14 protein-coding genes are annotated in these 16359 nt (G+C 37.5%); 5 read left to right on the top strand and 9 right to left on the bottom strand.

Annotation, left to right across the window (positions count from 1 at the left end; translation table 11 throughout):
• Positions 1-131: 131 nt before the first annotated feature.
• Positions 132-1364, top strand: coding sequence for a T9SS type A sorting domain-containing protein (locus tag LC418_RS11845; RefSeq protein WP_223559278.1), 1233 nt, complete (start codon positions 132-134; stop codon positions 1362-1364).
• 120 nt (positions 1365-1484) lie between these two features.
• Positions 1485-2633 (top strand): methionine aminotransferase, encoded by a 1149-nt coding sequence (locus LC418_RS11840; RefSeq protein ID WP_223559277.1) that lies wholly within the window; start codon positions 1485-1487, stop codon positions 2631-2633.
• A gap of 4 nt (positions 2634-2637) precedes the next feature.
• Here the strand turns inward: LC418_RS11840 and cls are convergent, their stop codons facing one another.
• The 3 genes from cls to LC418_RS11825 all read right to left on the bottom strand — a co-directional run bounded on the left by cls (position 2638) and on the right by LC418_RS11825 (position 6069).
• Positions 2638-4104 (bottom strand): cardiolipin synthase, encoded by a 1467-nt coding sequence (cls, locus tag LC418_RS11835; protein WP_223559276.1) that lies wholly within the window; start codon positions 4102-4104, stop codon positions 2638-2640.
• A gap of 162 nt (positions 4105-4266) precedes the next feature.
• Positions 4267-5031, bottom strand: coding sequence for an SDR family NAD(P)-dependent oxidoreductase (locus tag LC418_RS11830; protein WP_223559275.1), 765 nt, complete (start codon positions 5029-5031; stop codon positions 4267-4269).
• A gap of 99 nt (positions 5032-5130) precedes the next feature.
• Complete coding sequence (locus tag LC418_RS11825) at positions 5131-6069, bottom strand: helix-turn-helix domain-containing protein (RefSeq protein WP_223559274.1); 939 nt, start codon at positions 6067-6069, stop codon at positions 5131-5133.
• A gap of 143 nt (positions 6070-6212) precedes the next feature.
• Here LC418_RS11825 and LC418_RS11820 point away from each other — a divergent pair, with 143 nt between their 5' ends.
• The gene (locus LC418_RS11820; protein ID WP_167409432.1) at positions 6213-6374 is read left to right on the top strand and encodes a hypothetical protein; all 162 of its coding nucleotides are present in this window, start codon (positions 6213-6215) and stop codon (positions 6372-6374) included.
• A 116-nt stretch (positions 6375-6490) separates the two neighbouring features.
• On the opposite strand, the gene ychF is transcribed toward LC418_RS11820, so the two are convergent.
• From ychF to typA, 4 genes are all read right to left on the bottom strand, one after another.
• Positions 6491-7582, bottom strand: coding sequence for a redox-regulated ATPase YchF (ychF, locus tag LC418_RS11815; RefSeq protein ID WP_223559273.1), 1092 nt, complete (start codon positions 7580-7582; stop codon positions 6491-6493).
• A 180-nt stretch (positions 7583-7762) separates the two neighbouring features.
• Positions 7763-8314 carry a ferritin gene (locus LC418_RS11810; RefSeq protein WP_111958336.1) on the bottom strand — a complete coding sequence of 184 codons (552 nt, stop codon included), beginning with the start codon at positions 8312-8314 and terminating at the stop codon, positions 7763-7765.
• A gap of 283 nt (positions 8315-8597) precedes the next feature.
• Positions 8598-10202, bottom strand: a complete 1605-nt coding sequence (locus LC418_RS11805; RefSeq protein WP_476727397.1) for a glycoside hydrolase family 10-like protein — start codon at positions 10200-10202, stop codon at positions 8598-8600.
• Positions 10203-10334: 132 nt separating this feature from the next.
• Positions 10335-12140: a translational GTPase TypA gene (gene typA / locus LC418_RS11800; protein WP_111958340.1), complete on the bottom strand. Its 1806-nt coding sequence runs from the start codon at positions 12138-12140 to the stop codon at positions 10335-10337.
• Positions 12141-12354: 214 nt separating this feature from the next.
• On the opposite strand from typA, the gene LC418_RS11795 reads away from it, so the two are divergent.
• Positions 12355-13965, top strand: coding sequence for a glycoside hydrolase family 55 protein (locus LC418_RS11795; protein WP_223559271.1), 1611 nt, complete (start codon positions 12355-12357; stop codon positions 13963-13965).
• Between the two features lie 295 nt (positions 13966-14260).
• On the opposite strand, the gene LC418_RS11790 is transcribed toward LC418_RS11795, so the two are convergent.
• Together LC418_RS11790 and LC418_RS11785 are read right to left on the bottom strand one after the other, a co-directional pair.
• Entirely contained in the window at positions 14261-14542 is a 282-nt protein-coding gene (locus LC418_RS11790; protein ID WP_223559270.1) for a DUF1294 domain-containing protein, read from the bottom strand.
• Positions 14543-14645: 103 nt separating this feature from the next.
• Positions 14646-15323 (bottom strand): YceI family protein, encoded by a 678-nt coding sequence (locus LC418_RS11785; RefSeq protein ID WP_223559269.1) that lies wholly within the window; start codon positions 15321-15323, stop codon positions 14646-14648.
• A 304-nt stretch (positions 15324-15627) separates the two neighbouring features.
• On the opposite strand from LC418_RS11785, the gene LC418_RS11780 reads away from it, so the two are divergent.
• Positions 15628-16293, top strand: a complete 666-nt coding sequence (locus LC418_RS11780; protein WP_223559268.1) for an O-methyltransferase — start codon at positions 15628-15630, stop codon at positions 16291-16293.
• The last annotated feature ends 66 nt before the right edge of the window (positions 16294-16359 follow it).

The raw sequence follows: 16359 nt of genomic DNA, 5'->3' as shown, positions 1-16359 counted from the left end.
TTCACTTATTAATTCACATTAAAGAGATTTTAAAAACTATTCTAATTTTAACCTATACCCAAAATAACTATTAATCCTTAAAGTTTTTGTTGGTTTTTGATGTATAAAATCAATATAATATTATGGTAAGAATGTATTTTTTAACTATTTATCTTCTTTTAGGATGCCTTATGGTAAATGCCCAGGCACCATGTTCAGATTTTAATGACCCCAATAATCCTCCCGGACTTTGGACTCCTGCTCCTTATCCCAACGGAAATGTAGGGGTTTCTGCCGGTACCCCGAATACGCTGGATGGTTCCCAGTATATTATTCTTGATGATAAATCAGGTGGATCATGGTATATCAACCCTTCTGATTTTAAAAATCTAGGGCAAAGATTTTTAGGCCAGTGTCTTTATTTTGATTTCTATCTTGAAAAAGATGGTGGCTATGGTGCTCCTATTCATCCTACCATCTACATCATGTCCGGCAATCAGTATATCACTTTTGTAGCCAATGTCACCGTAACTCCGGGAAGCGGATGGGTTCGTGTACGTGCACCGATCGCTAATGGTACAGGAACTACCCTTCCAAGCAATTCGGATGGAACATGGACGTTAGGCTCAGCAGTAACGACTGCTGATTTTAATAACATTATGAACAATTCCACGGCTGTTATGATATCTCCGGATTATACCTCAAACCCAAGCGAAAGAGTATGGTACGATAATATCTGTGTGAAATCATGTGACGGATGTACTGCGGATTTTAAACTTGACACTTCATTCAGCACCGTAACCAATACGGCTACCGCTAACTTAACCCTTACGAATCCTGTTCTGGTTTCTACGCCTAACAATCCGGGAAGTACTTATACCGTGGCATGGGGTGACGGAACTTCTTCACCTTACATTATATCTACTCTAAGCCATACGTATACTACTCCCGGAACGTATACGATCTGCGTTACTGAAAAGAAAGATAAAATGATCATATGTACAAGATGTTTTACATTCTGCTACTCAAAAAGAGACACTGTACCAACAAAAGAAGGCGGAGCAATTGCATTGAAATCTCCACTTTCCGATCTTGAGAGCATTGCTAAAACAGAACTTCAGGCAGAGGAACAAAAAGGAATTATCATGGTTCCTAATCCCGCTAAAAGCCATGTGGACCTACAGACCAACCTTCCTAAAAGAGAACTGGTATCGGTAAGACTGATGGATTTTTCAGGGAAAGTATTGCTTGAAAAATCTGAAATCCTCAACAGCGGTCCCCAGACCCTTACCCTGAATACGGAGAAGCTGGTACAGGGTGCTTATATCGTTGAAGTGAAATCTGAACATATCACAAGTTCACAGAAACTGCTGATTTCAAAATAAAGTCTTATAAAATGATATAACTTCAAAGACTGTCCTTGCATGGGACAGTCTTTTTTTATGGAATTTCTGCTTCTGATTACAAAAAATGAATTAAATTCGAAGTAAGTAAAAAATCCTTTAATGATACAACTTCCATTATCCAAGCTTTCCAATGTAGGAACTACCATTTTCAGCCAAATGACACAGCTCGCAAACGAAAACGAGGCAATCAACCTTTCACAGGGGTTTCCGGATTTCATGCCGGATCCTGAGCTGCTGGATCATGTAGATTATTTCATTAAACAAGGGTTTAACCAATATGCTCCAATGGGTGGAATGATTACTTTAAAGGAAGAAATTGCCAGAAAAATTGAAAACAGCCATCAGGCTATATACCATCCAGACTCAGAGATTACAGTAACTGCGGGGGGAACTCAGGCTATTTTCACTGCAGTAGCCACTTTTGTTAAAAAAGATGATGAAGTGATCATTTTTGAACCGGCCTACGATTGCTATGAACCTACTGTAGAACTGTTCGGCGGAGTTGTAAAACGATTTAAAATGAAAGCCCCGGATTATGCAATCGACTGGACAGCAGTACGAAACCTGGTCAGCGATAAAACCAAAATGATCATCCTGAACAATCCCAATAATCCGTCGGGGAAGATTTTAACAGCGCAGGATATTCAGGAACTGATTGCCATTGTAAAAGGAACTTCCATCCTTATTTTAAGTGATGAAGTCTATGAAAATATTGTTTTTGACGGAAAACAGCATCTGAGCCTCGCCAAATATCCGGAACTAAAGGAAAGAACTCTTCTGGTAGCTTCATTTGGAAAGCTGTTTCATGTTACGGGCTGGAAAATCGGTTATTGTGCTGCTCCAAAAGCGCTGACAGATGAATTCAGAAAAATCCACCAGTTCAATGTCTTCTCTGTTAACACTCCTATTCAGTTGGCGCTGGCAGCTTACATGAAAAATGAAGCTCATTACAATAATTTGGGGCAGTTCTTTCAGGAAAAAAGAGACTTTTTAAGAAAAGGACTGGCCGGAACTTCTTTTGAATTGCTGGATTGTGAAGGAACTTATTTCCAGGCATTGAAGTATGATAAAATATCGGATAAAAATGATTTTGATTTCGCGAGCGAGCTTACTATCACTCATAAAGTGGCAAGTGTTCCTTTTTCGTCATTCTATAAAAATAAAAGGAATGACCATGTGATCCGGTTATGTTTCGCAAAAAAGCAGGAAACATTAGAAAAAGCCATAGAAAATCTTTCCAGGCTTTAAATCTTTATATAAGCGGAGAAAGTAACCTAGCCAGGTGTTCAAAGAATACTTTGGTTTTTGGTCTTTTCCTCCATGATTCGAGAGAGATTTCCTCACAGTCATTCATGTCTTCATGAAAAAGGTTCTGAAGCTTATCATTAATTTCTTCATTAAATACCAATGCATTGACCTCAAAATTCAGTTCCTGGCTTCTTACATCCATATTGGCTGTCCCCACGGAAGAAAAGTTATCATCAACGATCATTGTTTTAGCGTGGATAAAGCCTTTTTTGTAAAAGAAAATCCTCACATTATTTTCCAGAAGCTCTTCGTAATAAGAATATGCCGCAGCATTCACAACCATGGAATCCCCGGATTTAGGAACCATGAGCCTTACATCAACTCCGGAAAGAGCTGCCTGTTTGATGGCATTTAATACGGTTTCTACCGGAATAAAGTATGGAGTAACAATATATATTCTTTTTCTGGCAGAAAGTACCGCAGAAGCTGTACTGAGCATGATGGAAGGCTTGGTATCCGGACCGCTGGCCGCCGTCTGAATAAGCGAATTTCCTTCTTCTTTGTTTTTATAATCAAAATAAAGCTTAGAGATTTCAGGAATCTTTTCTGTTGCAAAGATCCAGTTGCTGAGGAATAAAAACTGAAAGTAGAAAGCAGCTTCTCCTTTTATATAAAGGTGAACATCTCTCCAGTATTGTATGGGATTAGGATTAATATATTTATCGGAAACATTGATTCCGCCTGTAAAAACTTCTGCGCCATCTACAATAATGATCTTTCTGTGGTCCCTGTAATTGACCCTGTTGGCCAGCAGCCTGAATGTAATTTTATTAACAGGAGATAGCTGAACGTCTCCTTCCTTTAGTCTTCTCAAAAGCTTACGACCTATTTTCCCGCTCCCCATATCATCATAGAGAAAACGGACGATAACACCCTCTTCTGCCTTTTTGATCAGCAGATCAGCAAGCCTGTTTCCTATTCCGTCATTATCATAGATATAATATTCCAGATGAATATGATGGACCGCTTTTTCAATGACCTTAAAAACTTTTTCAAATTTACCTTCCCCATTGATCAGTATTTCCGCATGGTTTCCTGGTGAAAGCGGAGAATAGGAAGCATTATAAAGATAATTGACTGTTGTTAAAAACTGTCCTATTTCTTCGGTATGATTTTTTAATGTTTTATAATGTGTTTTCCGGATATAAGCACTTACACCCTGATAAATCTGTTCGTTCCGTGCAATTTTAAAACTATAGAACTTATTTTTCCGGTAGTTAACTCCAAATACAAAGTAGATAATAATTCCTATAACCGGAAGAAAGATGATCAGCATAAGATAAGCCAGGGTTTTGCCTGTATTCTTAGTATCCATAATAATTTTACCGGCCAGAAAAATAATCCCAACAAGATAAAGAACTTCAAGTCCTACAAGAATATATGGGAATTGATCAAAAAACTCTTTTATCATACCTTGAACTTTGCAGATACTAAAGGTAGGTAAAAAGGCAAATAGATAAAAGATAAAAGAACGGGATCGGTAATCTGTGTATCCTGTTTACAAAAAAAATAAATCAGCTCATTTTCAGATCTGGTTTTATTTTTAATTTACAGAATGCCTTGTAATGATATTTTATAAAAACATTCCGCCGGAAGCTTCTATTCTCTGTCCGTTGATCCAGCCTGCATCTTCGGTGCACAAGAATGCCACTACCCCTCCGATGTCATCCGGAAGTCCGGCTCTTCCCAATGCAGTAATACTAGAAATCATTGAATTTACATGCTTATCGTCTCTTGTTCTTCCGCCTCCAAAGTCTGTTTCAATAGCTCCCGGCGCTATAACGTTTGCTTTGATTTTACGGGATCCCAGTTCTTTTGCCATATATTTTGTCAGCATTTCTACACCAGCCTTCATAGAACCGTAAACAGAGGACCCCGGCAAAGCAAATCTTGCCAGTCCTGATGAAATATTAATAATTCCGCCCCCGTCATTAACAAAAGGAAGCATTTTCTGTGTCAGAAAGAAAACTCCTTTAAAATGAACATTTATGATGTCGTCAAGCTGTTCTTCTGTAGTTTCCATGATGGGAGCATATAAAGCTGTTCCCGCATTATTGATCAGGAAATCGATATTTGGGCTGCCTGTTTCAGTTTTCAGATGATCTGTAATGTTTTTCACAAATGCATCAAAGCTTTTTACATCTCTGGTATCCAGCTGATAAGCCACAGCATTTTGTCCCAATGCTTTTATTTCTTTAACCACGGCTTCAGCTTCCTCACTGCTATTTTTATAAGTAATAATAACATCCAAGCCTTTTTGGGCAATCTTAAGAGCGGCATTTTTTCCAAGGCCACGGCTTCCGCCCGTGATTAATGCGATTTTTGTTTTTGTATTCATTGTTTTATATTATTTATTTTATTATTTAATGATACAAAGTTGGAAAATTCTGCGGAAGAAACGTTTGCCTGAATCAATCTGAAATTTGCAAAATTCAAATCATGTGCGAAACTGCATTGGGGTAAATGAAGTCTTTCTTTTGAAAAAGTTGGAAAAATGAGCTATTTCCTCAAAACCCAGCGCATAAGAAATCTCAGAAACATTCCATTTGGTTTGTCTTAAAAGAATTTTAGCTTCCTGAATCATACGGTCGGCAATAAATTCGGTGGTTGTTTTTCCAGTGCTTTCTTTTAATTTTTTATTTAAGTAATTCACATGAACCGCTAGTCTGTCAGCATAGTCTTTTGCTGTTTTTAGCTGTAATCTCTGGTCTGAAGATTCTATCGGGAACTGTCTTTCCAGAAGTTCTATAAATAACGACACTACACGTAATGAGGCATCATTTGAGGCAGAAAGCTTTGCAGCAGGCTGCAGCTTTTGTCCGTAATGAATGAGCTCCAGTACATAATTCCTGATCAGGTCATATTTGAAAATATAATCGGAAACTATTTCCTGTTTTATTTTTGTGAACAGAGTTTCTATTTCGTCTGCCAGATCATCATCAATCTCGAACAACGGAATATTCCCCGGCTGAAAAATCGGCAGGTCTTCCAATGAAAACCGGGATTGCGCTTTGATGAAGAAATCTTCTGTAAATACGCAGAAGCTTCCCGACTGGTCAGGATCTTCCGGAATCCAGTGATACGGAACTTTAGGGGTAGCAAATAATAAAGCATTCTTTTTGATAGCTATGATTTTGTCTGCATATTCTGCCCTATTCTGTCCTCTGATCAGGCTTATTTTGTAATATTTTCTTCTGTTGTAAGGCATTTCCGAAGTAGTTCGCGCTCTTTCGATAGTCTGCCTGATATCGAATACATTGAAATGTCCTATATCTTTATGAAGTCCTTTCGGAAAAATACTTTCAAGATCTTTTCCCAGTTTGGCGGCCATTTCTTTATAGAAATCTTCAAGGGATGAATGAGTGATCTTTTCCATAACTGACTTTTTGTAAAATTCAAATATACAAAGTTAGCATGATTTGAAAAATGAAAAAAATTACTTTTTTCTTCATGAAGTGATATACATATACATATTTTTCTTACCTTAGTTTTCAAACTAACTCACTAAAAATTAAAACAATGAAAAATCAAGATTTACAGAAAGGAAAAAAACTGAACAAAAAGCATTTAAGAAGCATTACCGGCGGATTAATGGACTGCATTGATCCCATGACCGGAGCCTGCAGTAAAATATCAATAGGCTGTGCACAGCTGCAATGCAGACCCGGAATAGAGCCTTAAAGGAATTTAAAAAGCTACTCTGTATAAGAGTGGCTTTTTTATTACTGGGAAAAAGAAAAAATGCTCCAGAGATAATCCCTGAAGCATTTTCAATTATAACTAACTTTAATATATTCTTATACGTTGAATCTAAAGTGCATGATGTCACCATCCTGAACAATATATTCCTTACCTTCTACAGCAAGTTTTCCGGCTTCTTTAATTTTTACTTCAGAACCATAGGTTATATAATCATTATACTTGATTACTTCTGCACGGATGAAACCTTTTTCGAAGTCTGTGTGGATCACTCCGGCAGCCTGTGGAGCTGTCCATCCCTGTCCTATTGTCCATGCTCTTACTTCTTTTACACCCGCTGTAAAATAGGTCTGAAGTTTTAATAAATCGTAAGCTTTTCTGATCAGACGGTTTACTCCAGGCTCTTCAAGTCCTAATTCTTCAAGGAAGATCTCTCTTTCTTCAAATGTTTCCAGTTCATTGATATCTGCTTCAATCTGTGCTGCTAAAACAACGGTCTCTGCACCCTCGTTTTTAGCCATCGCATCAATCTTTTCTATCCATTCGTTACCGTTTTTGATAGAATTTTCGTCTACGTTGCACACATATAACACAGGCTTTTTGGTTAAAAGCTGGATATCATCGATGATTGGCTGCGTCAAATCATTGACCGGAAACTCTCTTGCATTTTTCCCGTCCTCGATGAATTTTTCCAGGTTTTGAAGTGTTTCATAAACAAGGATATCATCTTTTTTTCCGGATTTGATAAACTTTTTAGCTTTTTCAACAGCTTTTCCAACTGTTTCAAGGTCTTTAAGCTGTAATTCGATGTCGATAATTTCTTTATCTCTCATTGGGTCTACAGAACCTTCAACGTGGATAATGTTACCATTATCAAAGCATCTTAAAACATGAATAATGGCTTCACACTCGCGGATATTGGCAAGAAACTGGTTTCCCAGCCCTTCTCCTTTGCTCGCTCCTTTTACAAGCCCTGCAATGTCAACAATTTCAACTACAGCCGGCAATACTCTTTCTGGATTAACTATTTTTTCAAGTTCAAAAAGCCTTTGATCCGGTACAGATACCGTACCAAGGTTCGGTTCTATCGTACAGAAAGGATAGTTCGCAGATTGAGCTTTAGCGTTGCTTAAGCAGTTAAAGAGAGTTGATTTGCCTACATTCGGAAGGCCTACAATTCCACATTTCATATTGTAAAATTCAAAGTTTAATATTCAATAAGTTCAGGCTGGAAGTCTGATGTTTAAATTCATATTCCGACCACCCAACTTTCAGCCTGCAAAGATAGTGATTTTAAAGGGAGTTTCATAATAAAAAAATCTGCCAGAATTTAGGCAGATTTTTAATAATTTTTGTCAATTAATTGTTTTTTATGGATTGTTTCCCGTGGCTTCCTGAGCCAGAGGGACATCATTCGGTGTCTCCTGCAATGTTTTATCTAAAGTAAATAAAGACTCATCGGTAGCACGGTCACCGCCTGCAATTTTCAATTTATCTATCAGGTTGGCAGCCAGTGTTTCTTCTTCTATCTGTTCCTGTACAAACCATTGCATAAAATTCCATGTAGCCCAGTCTTTTTCTTCCAATGCGAGATCTACAATTCTGTAAATTGCTGTAGTATTGTCTACTTCATGTTTAAAGACTCCGTCAAAACAGGCTGTTAAAGATTCCGGATCGGCAGGCGGAGCCGGAATGGCGTCTACTTTTGGTTTCCCGCCTCTGTTCAGCACATATTCCATAAACTTGATAGAATGATTTCTTTCTTCCTGCGCATGTCTGTAAAGGAAATTGGCAATTCCCTGATATCCTTTATCATCTGCCCAGATCCCGTAAGACAGAAAAACGTGTGATGCATGAATTTCTTTGTTCATCTGATCACTCAATGCCTTTTCAATGGTCGGGGAAAGTCTGTTGGTATTCATAATGATATATTTTTGGTGATTATTAGCTAATAATGCAAAAATGGTTCCGATAGAGTTCTATTTTATGACTATTAATTTAAATCCTGTTTACAATCAACTGAATGACATTAATTTAAACAAATAATTTATAGTTATTCTAAAATAAAAAAACCAGTCCTTTTTTTGAACTGGTTATTGTTTTGGTCAAAGTTAAGACATAACACTTTTATTTCTGTACTGCTGATTTTTTGCAATTACAGCCCCATATTTTTTCATTCTTTCAAATTGCTGCTCTTCAAAGAAGTTATTTTATCTTTTTAGCCATATAATCACTTTCATTTCCAAGCCTGTCTACCGCTTTTATGGCCACTGCATTTAGTTTTCTGCCGCCTTTAGATTTTGGTATATCCCTCGAAAGAGTGTCCAATGTAAGGATTTCTGTTTCCCAAATTCCGTTGTACTGAGTGAAAAGTATCCATTGGAAGACATTTCCTATACTTTTGCTACTCCAATTCGTTTGTACAAAACTTCCGTTATCCACTGTAAATAATGTTGGAGTCTGTAATGGAACTGCCTTTATCCATGGTGTTTTCGGAACTAATGCTTTTTCGCTGTATGGTCCGTTTTTCAGAGTAGGAAGCATGTCTGTATTTTTTGTTAATCCAGCGATGCTCCAATGAATTTCTCCGGCATCGTTCTTTAAAATCTGTCTTGAGATTTCAATCTGATTCTTAATTTCCGCAGGGCGGTCGGATACTTTGATCTCAACAGTATTAAGACCCGGCCAAAGATGGCGGTTCATTGTATTCTCGGATTTCCACCAGTCTAATAATGCTTCAAAGCCCTGACCTTTGGCATCGATCGGCCAGTACAGCTGCGGAGAGAAATAATCTACCCAGCCTTTATTCAGCCATAATTTGGCATCAGCATATAATTCGTCATATTGAGAAGAACCCACAATTCCTGCAGGATATCCGGGTTTCCAGATTCCAAACGGACTGATCCCGAATCTTACATAATCTTTCTCTGCATGAATCTCTTTGTAAATTCTCTCTACAAATTTATTGACATTATCCCTTCTCCAGTCTGCTCTGGATAAAGTTCCCCCGTTTCTCTGGTACTCATTCCACGATGCATTATCTGGAAAGTCCGCACCCCTGTTATAGGTGGCGTAAGGATAGAAATAATCATCAAAATGGATGGCATCAATGTCATATCTTTTCACAATATCTTTTACAACATTGGAAACGTGTCCCTGTGTTTTGGGATTGGCAGGATCGAACCAATACATTCCGTTCTTTAGTCTTACCACAATATCAGAAAGCTTATTCACCATAGACAGGCTGTTTACAGCACCTCCGTTCGAATGGTGGGCACGGTAAGGATTTAGCCAGACATGCAGTTCCAAGCCTCTTTTGTGTGCCTCCTCAATCCAGAACTGAAGGGGATCATAATTGGGATAAGGAGCCACTCCTGTTTCTCCGGTCAGAAAGTATGACCATGGCTCTATACTACTTGTATACAACGCATCGGCAGAAGGTCTGATCTGGAAGATTGCTGCATTGAAATTGTTATCTTTCAGCATATCGAGCATGCTTATGGCTTCTGCTTTCTGCTGATCAACCGTTAAATTATTCCTTGAGGGCCAATTGATATTGGCTACACTTGCGATCCAGGCTCCGCGGAATTCTCTTTTAACCTCCGGAAGAACGGTTCTGAAGTTCTCATCAGACGGAGGCACTGCTGTTACAGGTTTTACTCCCGTAGCCGGATCTTTAGGCTTTATGGTATTGTTGTTAGGCTTTGCTGTATTTTTTGTTGGTGCTTCTTTTATTGTATTGTTCTGGACGGAGCAACTGGTATATGACGCAAAAACTCCGGCTAAAACAGTAAGCTTTATGATATTCATTCTCATCGTTTGCAAACTACTTTAAATTTATTTCTTCTAAGAGATTATTATGCCAAAATAAACATTTTAAGACATAGTGTAATAAAAAAGCCCCGAAAAATTCGAGGCTTTTCTAGTATATATAAGAATTTCTTATGCTTTCGCTGATCTGTCCATTCTTTTTCTTTCTTCTTCGGAAAGGATTTTCTTTCTCATTCTGATGAAGTTTGGAGTTACCTCAATCGCTTCATCACCCTGGATGTATTCCATACATTCTTCCAGTGAGAATAAGATTTTCGGTGCAACACCAGTATCTTTATCTTTTCCAGAAGCTCTCATATTGTTCAGCTGTTTTGCTTCTACAATGTTTACTACCAAATCTCCAGGCTTGTTTTGTTCACCGATGATCATACCTGCATAGATTTCCTCACCCGGATCCACGAAGAACTTACCTCTGTCCTGTAATTTAGCGATAGAATATTCTGTAGCAGGACCTTGGGTTTTGCTGATCAGTACTCCATTGTTTCTTCCAGGAATAGCACCTTTGAAAGGCTTATATTCTGTGAAACGGTGCGCCATAATAGCTTCACCAGCAGTAGCAGTCAACATCTGAGAACGCAATCCGATCAAACCTCTTGAAGGAATTTCGAATTCCATATGCTGCATTTCTCCTTTAGTTTCCATAATGTGAAGGTCACCTTTTCTCTGAGTAGCCAAGTCGATTACTCTTGAAGCAAATTCTTCCGGAACATCAACTACCAAAGATTCGTAAGGCTCACATTTTTCTCCATCGATTTCTCTAAGGATAACCTGTGGCTGACCAATCGTCATTTCGTAACCTTCTCTTCTCATTGTTTCAATTAAAACTGACAAGTGAAGAATACCTCTACCAAATACCAAGAAAGTGTTTGCATCATCAGTTTGTTCAACTCTTAATGCTAAGTTTTTCTCTAATTCTTTTGTTAATCTTTCTTTCAGGTGGTTAGAAGTTACATACTTACCGTCTTTACCAAAGAAAGGTGAATTGTTGATAGAGAACGTCATGTTCAATGTAGGCTCATCAATTGCAGTTCTTGGCAATGGTTCCGGATTTTCAAGATCTACGAATGAATCACCGATCTGGAAAGCATCAAAACCTACAACAGCACAAATATCTCCTGCTTTTACTTCTGAAACTTTTTTCTTTCCTAATCCTTCAAAAACATAAAGTTCTTTTACTTTTCCTTTCAGAACTTTACCGTCTGCCTGAGCAAGTCCGATCCACTGAGATTCTTTGATCTCACCTCTGATCACTTTCCCGATTGCAATTCTTCCTAAGAAAGAAGAAAAGTCAAGAGAAACGATCTGCATCTGTAAGTTTCCTTCCTCTACTTTAGGTTCAGGAACATATTGCAGGATACCATCCAATAATGGGAAAATATCTTCTGTCTGTTCTAATGAAGTGTTGAACCAACCTTGCTTGGAAGAACCGTAGAATGTTGGGAAATCAAGCTGTTCTTCAGTAGCCTCAAGGTTGAAGAATAAATCAAATACCTGGTCATGAACTTCTTCAGGACGACAGTTTGGCTTATCTACTTTATTGATAACAACTAAAGGTCTAAGTCCTAATTCCAATGCTTTCTGAAGTACGAATCTTGTTTGAGGCATCGGCCCTTCAAAGGCATCCACCAACAAAATAACTCCATCCGCCATTTTTAAAACTCTCTCTACTTCCCCACCGAAATCGGCGTGACCGGGAGTATCAATTACGTTAATTTTAACGTCTTTATAAGTAACAGAAATATTTTTAGATAGAATGGTAATACCTCTTTCTCTTTCAAGGTCGTTATTATCCATTATTAATTCTCCACTTTCCTGATTTTCTCTGAAAATGTTTGTAGCATGAATAATCTTGTCAACCAAAGTCGTCTTCCCGTGGTCAACGTGTGCGATAATCGCAATATTTCTAATGTTTTGCATGAATGATTTTTACGGGTGCAAAAATAGTGTTTTTTAATGAATAATGAGCAAGAATATAGATTAATTAACAAATTCATAATGAGAAATCTATGCAAGATCTTTTAAAAAATCGGGTAAAATAATATACGTCAAGTTCTGTCGCAGGCTGCATTTATCTTTGCTTCAGTAGATTTCCTGCAGGAAACACAATTTATTAACATCAAAAAACAAAAAAATGGCAACAATTGAATTAAATGATCCATTTACAGGTGAATGGACCTGTTTTTTAGAAACAACACATACATATGATGAAACAACAGATATTGATGATAATATGTGTGATGATATCATCTATAAGAAAATCAACAATAAATATTACAGAAGAATACTAGTTGATGACACGGTAAATGTAAAGTGGTTTGGAGCTAAGGGTGATGGTGAAACAGATGACACGGAAGCAATAAAAAAAGCCATTAAATCTTCTCATTCGGTAAGATTCGACCGTGGTCAATATATCATCAATTCTACGATCGATATTCCAATGGAGTTTTCAGGACTCAGCATTTCAGGAAGCGGAAGTGATATATGGGATAAAAACAGCACCATTCTTACAACGAAAACTTCAAATACGCTTTTTAAAGGTGTGGCAGGGCTAAATACTTTCAAAATTTCAAATCTTATTTTTAACGGAAAACATGATGATCATGCTATCACATCCGGAACTATTGCCATGGATTTTACTGATGGCGGAGGATTAATTCTGGACAGAGTTGTGGTAAAAAATTTCTCTGAATATGGTTTATATTCTGAAAAAGGCATGTTAAGAATAGAAAACTGTTATTTCCGGGATAATAAAATTGGTGCTCAAATATATTCGGACAGTAGTATTTCCAATTCTGAATTCGCTGCCGGAGATATTCCTTTAAGACTGGTTGCCGGAGGTAACAGATTAGTCAATGTATGGTGTAATTCCGGAAAGATCTCATGCCTGGATATCGAACCTTTGAATACCAATACAGGTCATCAAAACACGTCTATCACTAATTTATATATTGGTGAAGTGGACAGCGGCCAAACCGAAGCGTATGCTATTCGAATCAGGGGTAATGATGTTAAAAGAGTTCAACAGGTTCAGATCAGCAATTCATTCTTCGTTCATGCTGCCGGTAACTCAATAAACGGACTCGTGTATGTAGACAAAGCTGACGAAATTATTCTGAATGGTATCAATGTTTTAGGCAAAGGCCTGTATTCAACGGCAAATGATTATACCAGTCATTTTGTTAAAGGGATTAATTCCAATAGAATTACAGTTGCCTCAAGTGTAATTAATGGCATCAATAAAAATGTTATATATCAAGGGAGTAATTGCTATGATTGGGAAATATTTAACAATACCTTCAATAACTGTGGCGATCATATTGCCGTTAATGATGAGGGAGCAAATATTTACGTAGCTGAAACAATGGGAAGAACATCTGTGATCGGCAACAAGTTTTTAGTGGCAAGTGGAAGCTCTGTTCCATACGCTGCATATGTTTCCAGTATTGAAAGCTTAAACTGGGATAGCAATTTCATTTCTTATCCTAACGTCATCATTGTAAAAGACCCTACTTATACCAGCTCGCCTGAAAACAACTTTTCCGGTTCTTTTTATAGAAATGGAAATGATTTTAAAACAATAAACAAAGCAGCTTTGACAGCCAGTTCTTTTGATCATGGATTTGTACGTCCAAACAAAAACTTAAAGCATGCACAATTCTTTTACGATAATAATTACAGAAAGCCAATTTGGTACGATGGTCTGGATTCGACGTGGAAAGACAGCACAGGAACGGTAATATAAATCAAAATAATAAAATACTTCAGGAACACATGATCTTTGTAAAGTATCATATTTACGTAGCAACCTATTTGGTGATATCTTTGGTAAAAACCTGTCAGCAAAAGACGTTGGGAATTCGCAGGCAACCTCTATTGAAAACGAAAATGGATTCCTAGTGATTAAAATAACAGGATTTAACGAACCCAATCTTGGCTATATTATTCAGGGTAACGTACAACTTATTATTTAATACAAAGCACCTCAATCGAGGTGTTTTGTAATTTATCACCTCAGGCTCTACTGTTCATATTTTACATCAGATAAGATTTTGGATCTGACCAGTATTCCAAAGCCAGTAAATAAGCCCGGCCTGAACCAAAACCACAAGTGCAAATTTCAATAAAAAAGACTTTTTCGAAATTTTATGTCTGAAAATAAGCATCCCTAAAACCGATCCTAAAGTTCCTCCTACAAAAGTCACTCCCAACAGGGTGCTCTCCGGAATTCTTCTTTTATGTTTGATTGAAAGCCTTTTGTCCCAGCCGAAAATAATGAAAGTAAAAAGATTTATTACCAACAGAATGTATATCATAATCATAGGACAAAAGTAGTGAATTAAGCAGTGGCTTCCAGTAACATCATTCACCATAAAAAAAGCTGCCTTCCTAAGAAAGCAGCCCTGAGTATTTGTATCTAACAAATTATTTTTTAGCTTTTACATCAACAGCGATTTCGATGTCTTTGCTGATCATCCATTCTGCCGGATCTGCTTCTGAAGTACCGAATTTGATTCCCCAATCTGCTCTGTTTACTGTAAATTTAGCCTGAACAGAAGCTGAACCTTCAGCAACATCTACTTTAGCAGGGAAAGTTACGTTCATTGTTTTTCCAGATAAAGTAAGGTTTCCGCTTACTGTTTTGTTTGCTCCTGCAACAGCATCTTTAGGTGCTTCTTTCAGATCTGTAACACTTGTAATTTTGAAATCTGAAGTAGGATTCTTTGCTGTATCAAAGAAATCAGGGTTTTTCAAGTGAGCTTCAAGATCTCCCGGTTTTTTATCTTTTTCTGTTACTGAAGCAGGATCTACTTTAATAGAGTTCATATCGATCACGAAGTTTCCAGCAGTCAGTTGACCTCCTTCAACGCTTAAATCTCCTGATTTTACGTTAAGTGTTCCCCAACGAGGAGCCATACCTCCTTTGTGGAAAGCTTTCCAGTTTACCACAGAAGTAGCAACATCAACTGCTAAAACTTCACCTTTACTTTCTGCTACTTTCTGCTCTGTCGCAGTTGCTGCAGTATCTGCTGATTTTTCTTTTGTACACGATGCTGCAAGTAATCCTATTCCTACCAATGCAATTACACTAAGTTTTTTCATATTGTTTATTTGTTTAAAAATTTAATTAAATCTTAAATTTCAATTTTTCAAAAATAGAAAAACCATATCAATTATTATCTTAACATACATCAAGAAATTAAAAATTTCAGATTTTACTATTCACAGCTAGCATATGAAGGTGAAACAACCGATTCAGGATTTTAAAATTCATTAACTTTGTACAGGTAAAACTCTCATGATAACTCACAAAGAGATTACAATTTTGAGCCGTTTCAGGTTTGTCAGTGAACTATATCGAAAGAGTTGATAGAGAAATTACTCATCATTAAATCAATCAAAAAATATGAATCAACAGTTATTTGAAAAAGTAGATCAGTACATCGGTAATTTGTTTGCTCCGGAAGACAGTGTTCTTCAGGAAACTATTCAGTCTTTGGATGATGCTTCTATCCCCCAAATCAGTGTGACGCCCAGTCAGGGCAAGTTTTTGCAGTTGATGCTGCTTAGCTGTAAAGCCAAACGAGTTCTGGAATTGGGTACTTTAGGAGCCTACAGCACGATCTGGATGGCTAGGGCAATTCCTGCAGATGGTAAAATAATTACGGTAGAATTTGATCCTCATCATGCCCGTGTTGCCAGCCAGAATATTGCAAAAGCCGGGTATTCAGATAAAATAGATCTGCGAACCGGCAAAGCGATGGATATATTAAATGAACTTATTTCCAAAGGCGAAGAAGCTTTTGATTTTATTTTCATTGATGCTGACAAACCTCCCTATACCGAATATTTTGAATTAGCGTTGCAGCTTTCACATCCGGGAACGATTATTATTTGTGACAATGTCATCCGGGAAGGCAAAGTCCTTGATGAAAATACCACCGATGAAAAAGTGAAAGGAGTGCAGCGGCTTAATCAAATGCTGGCCAACAACCCAAAAGTTACCGCTACTATTATGCAAACCGTCGGTGCAAAAGAATATGACGGGATAGCAATCGCTATTGTCAATTAAATTTCGGCCAGTTCATTTTCTTTAACGAAGAATAAACATTTAAGGTGGGGCAACTCGCCTTTTTTT

The sequence above is a fragment of the Chryseobacterium lathyri genome (assembly GCF_019970085.1).
In the GTDB taxonomy this organism is placed as follows: Bacteria; Bacteroidota; Bacteroidia; order Flavobacteriales; family Weeksellaceae; genus Chryseobacterium; species Chryseobacterium lathyri.
This window is presented reverse-complemented; position numbering and strand designations above follow the sequence as displayed.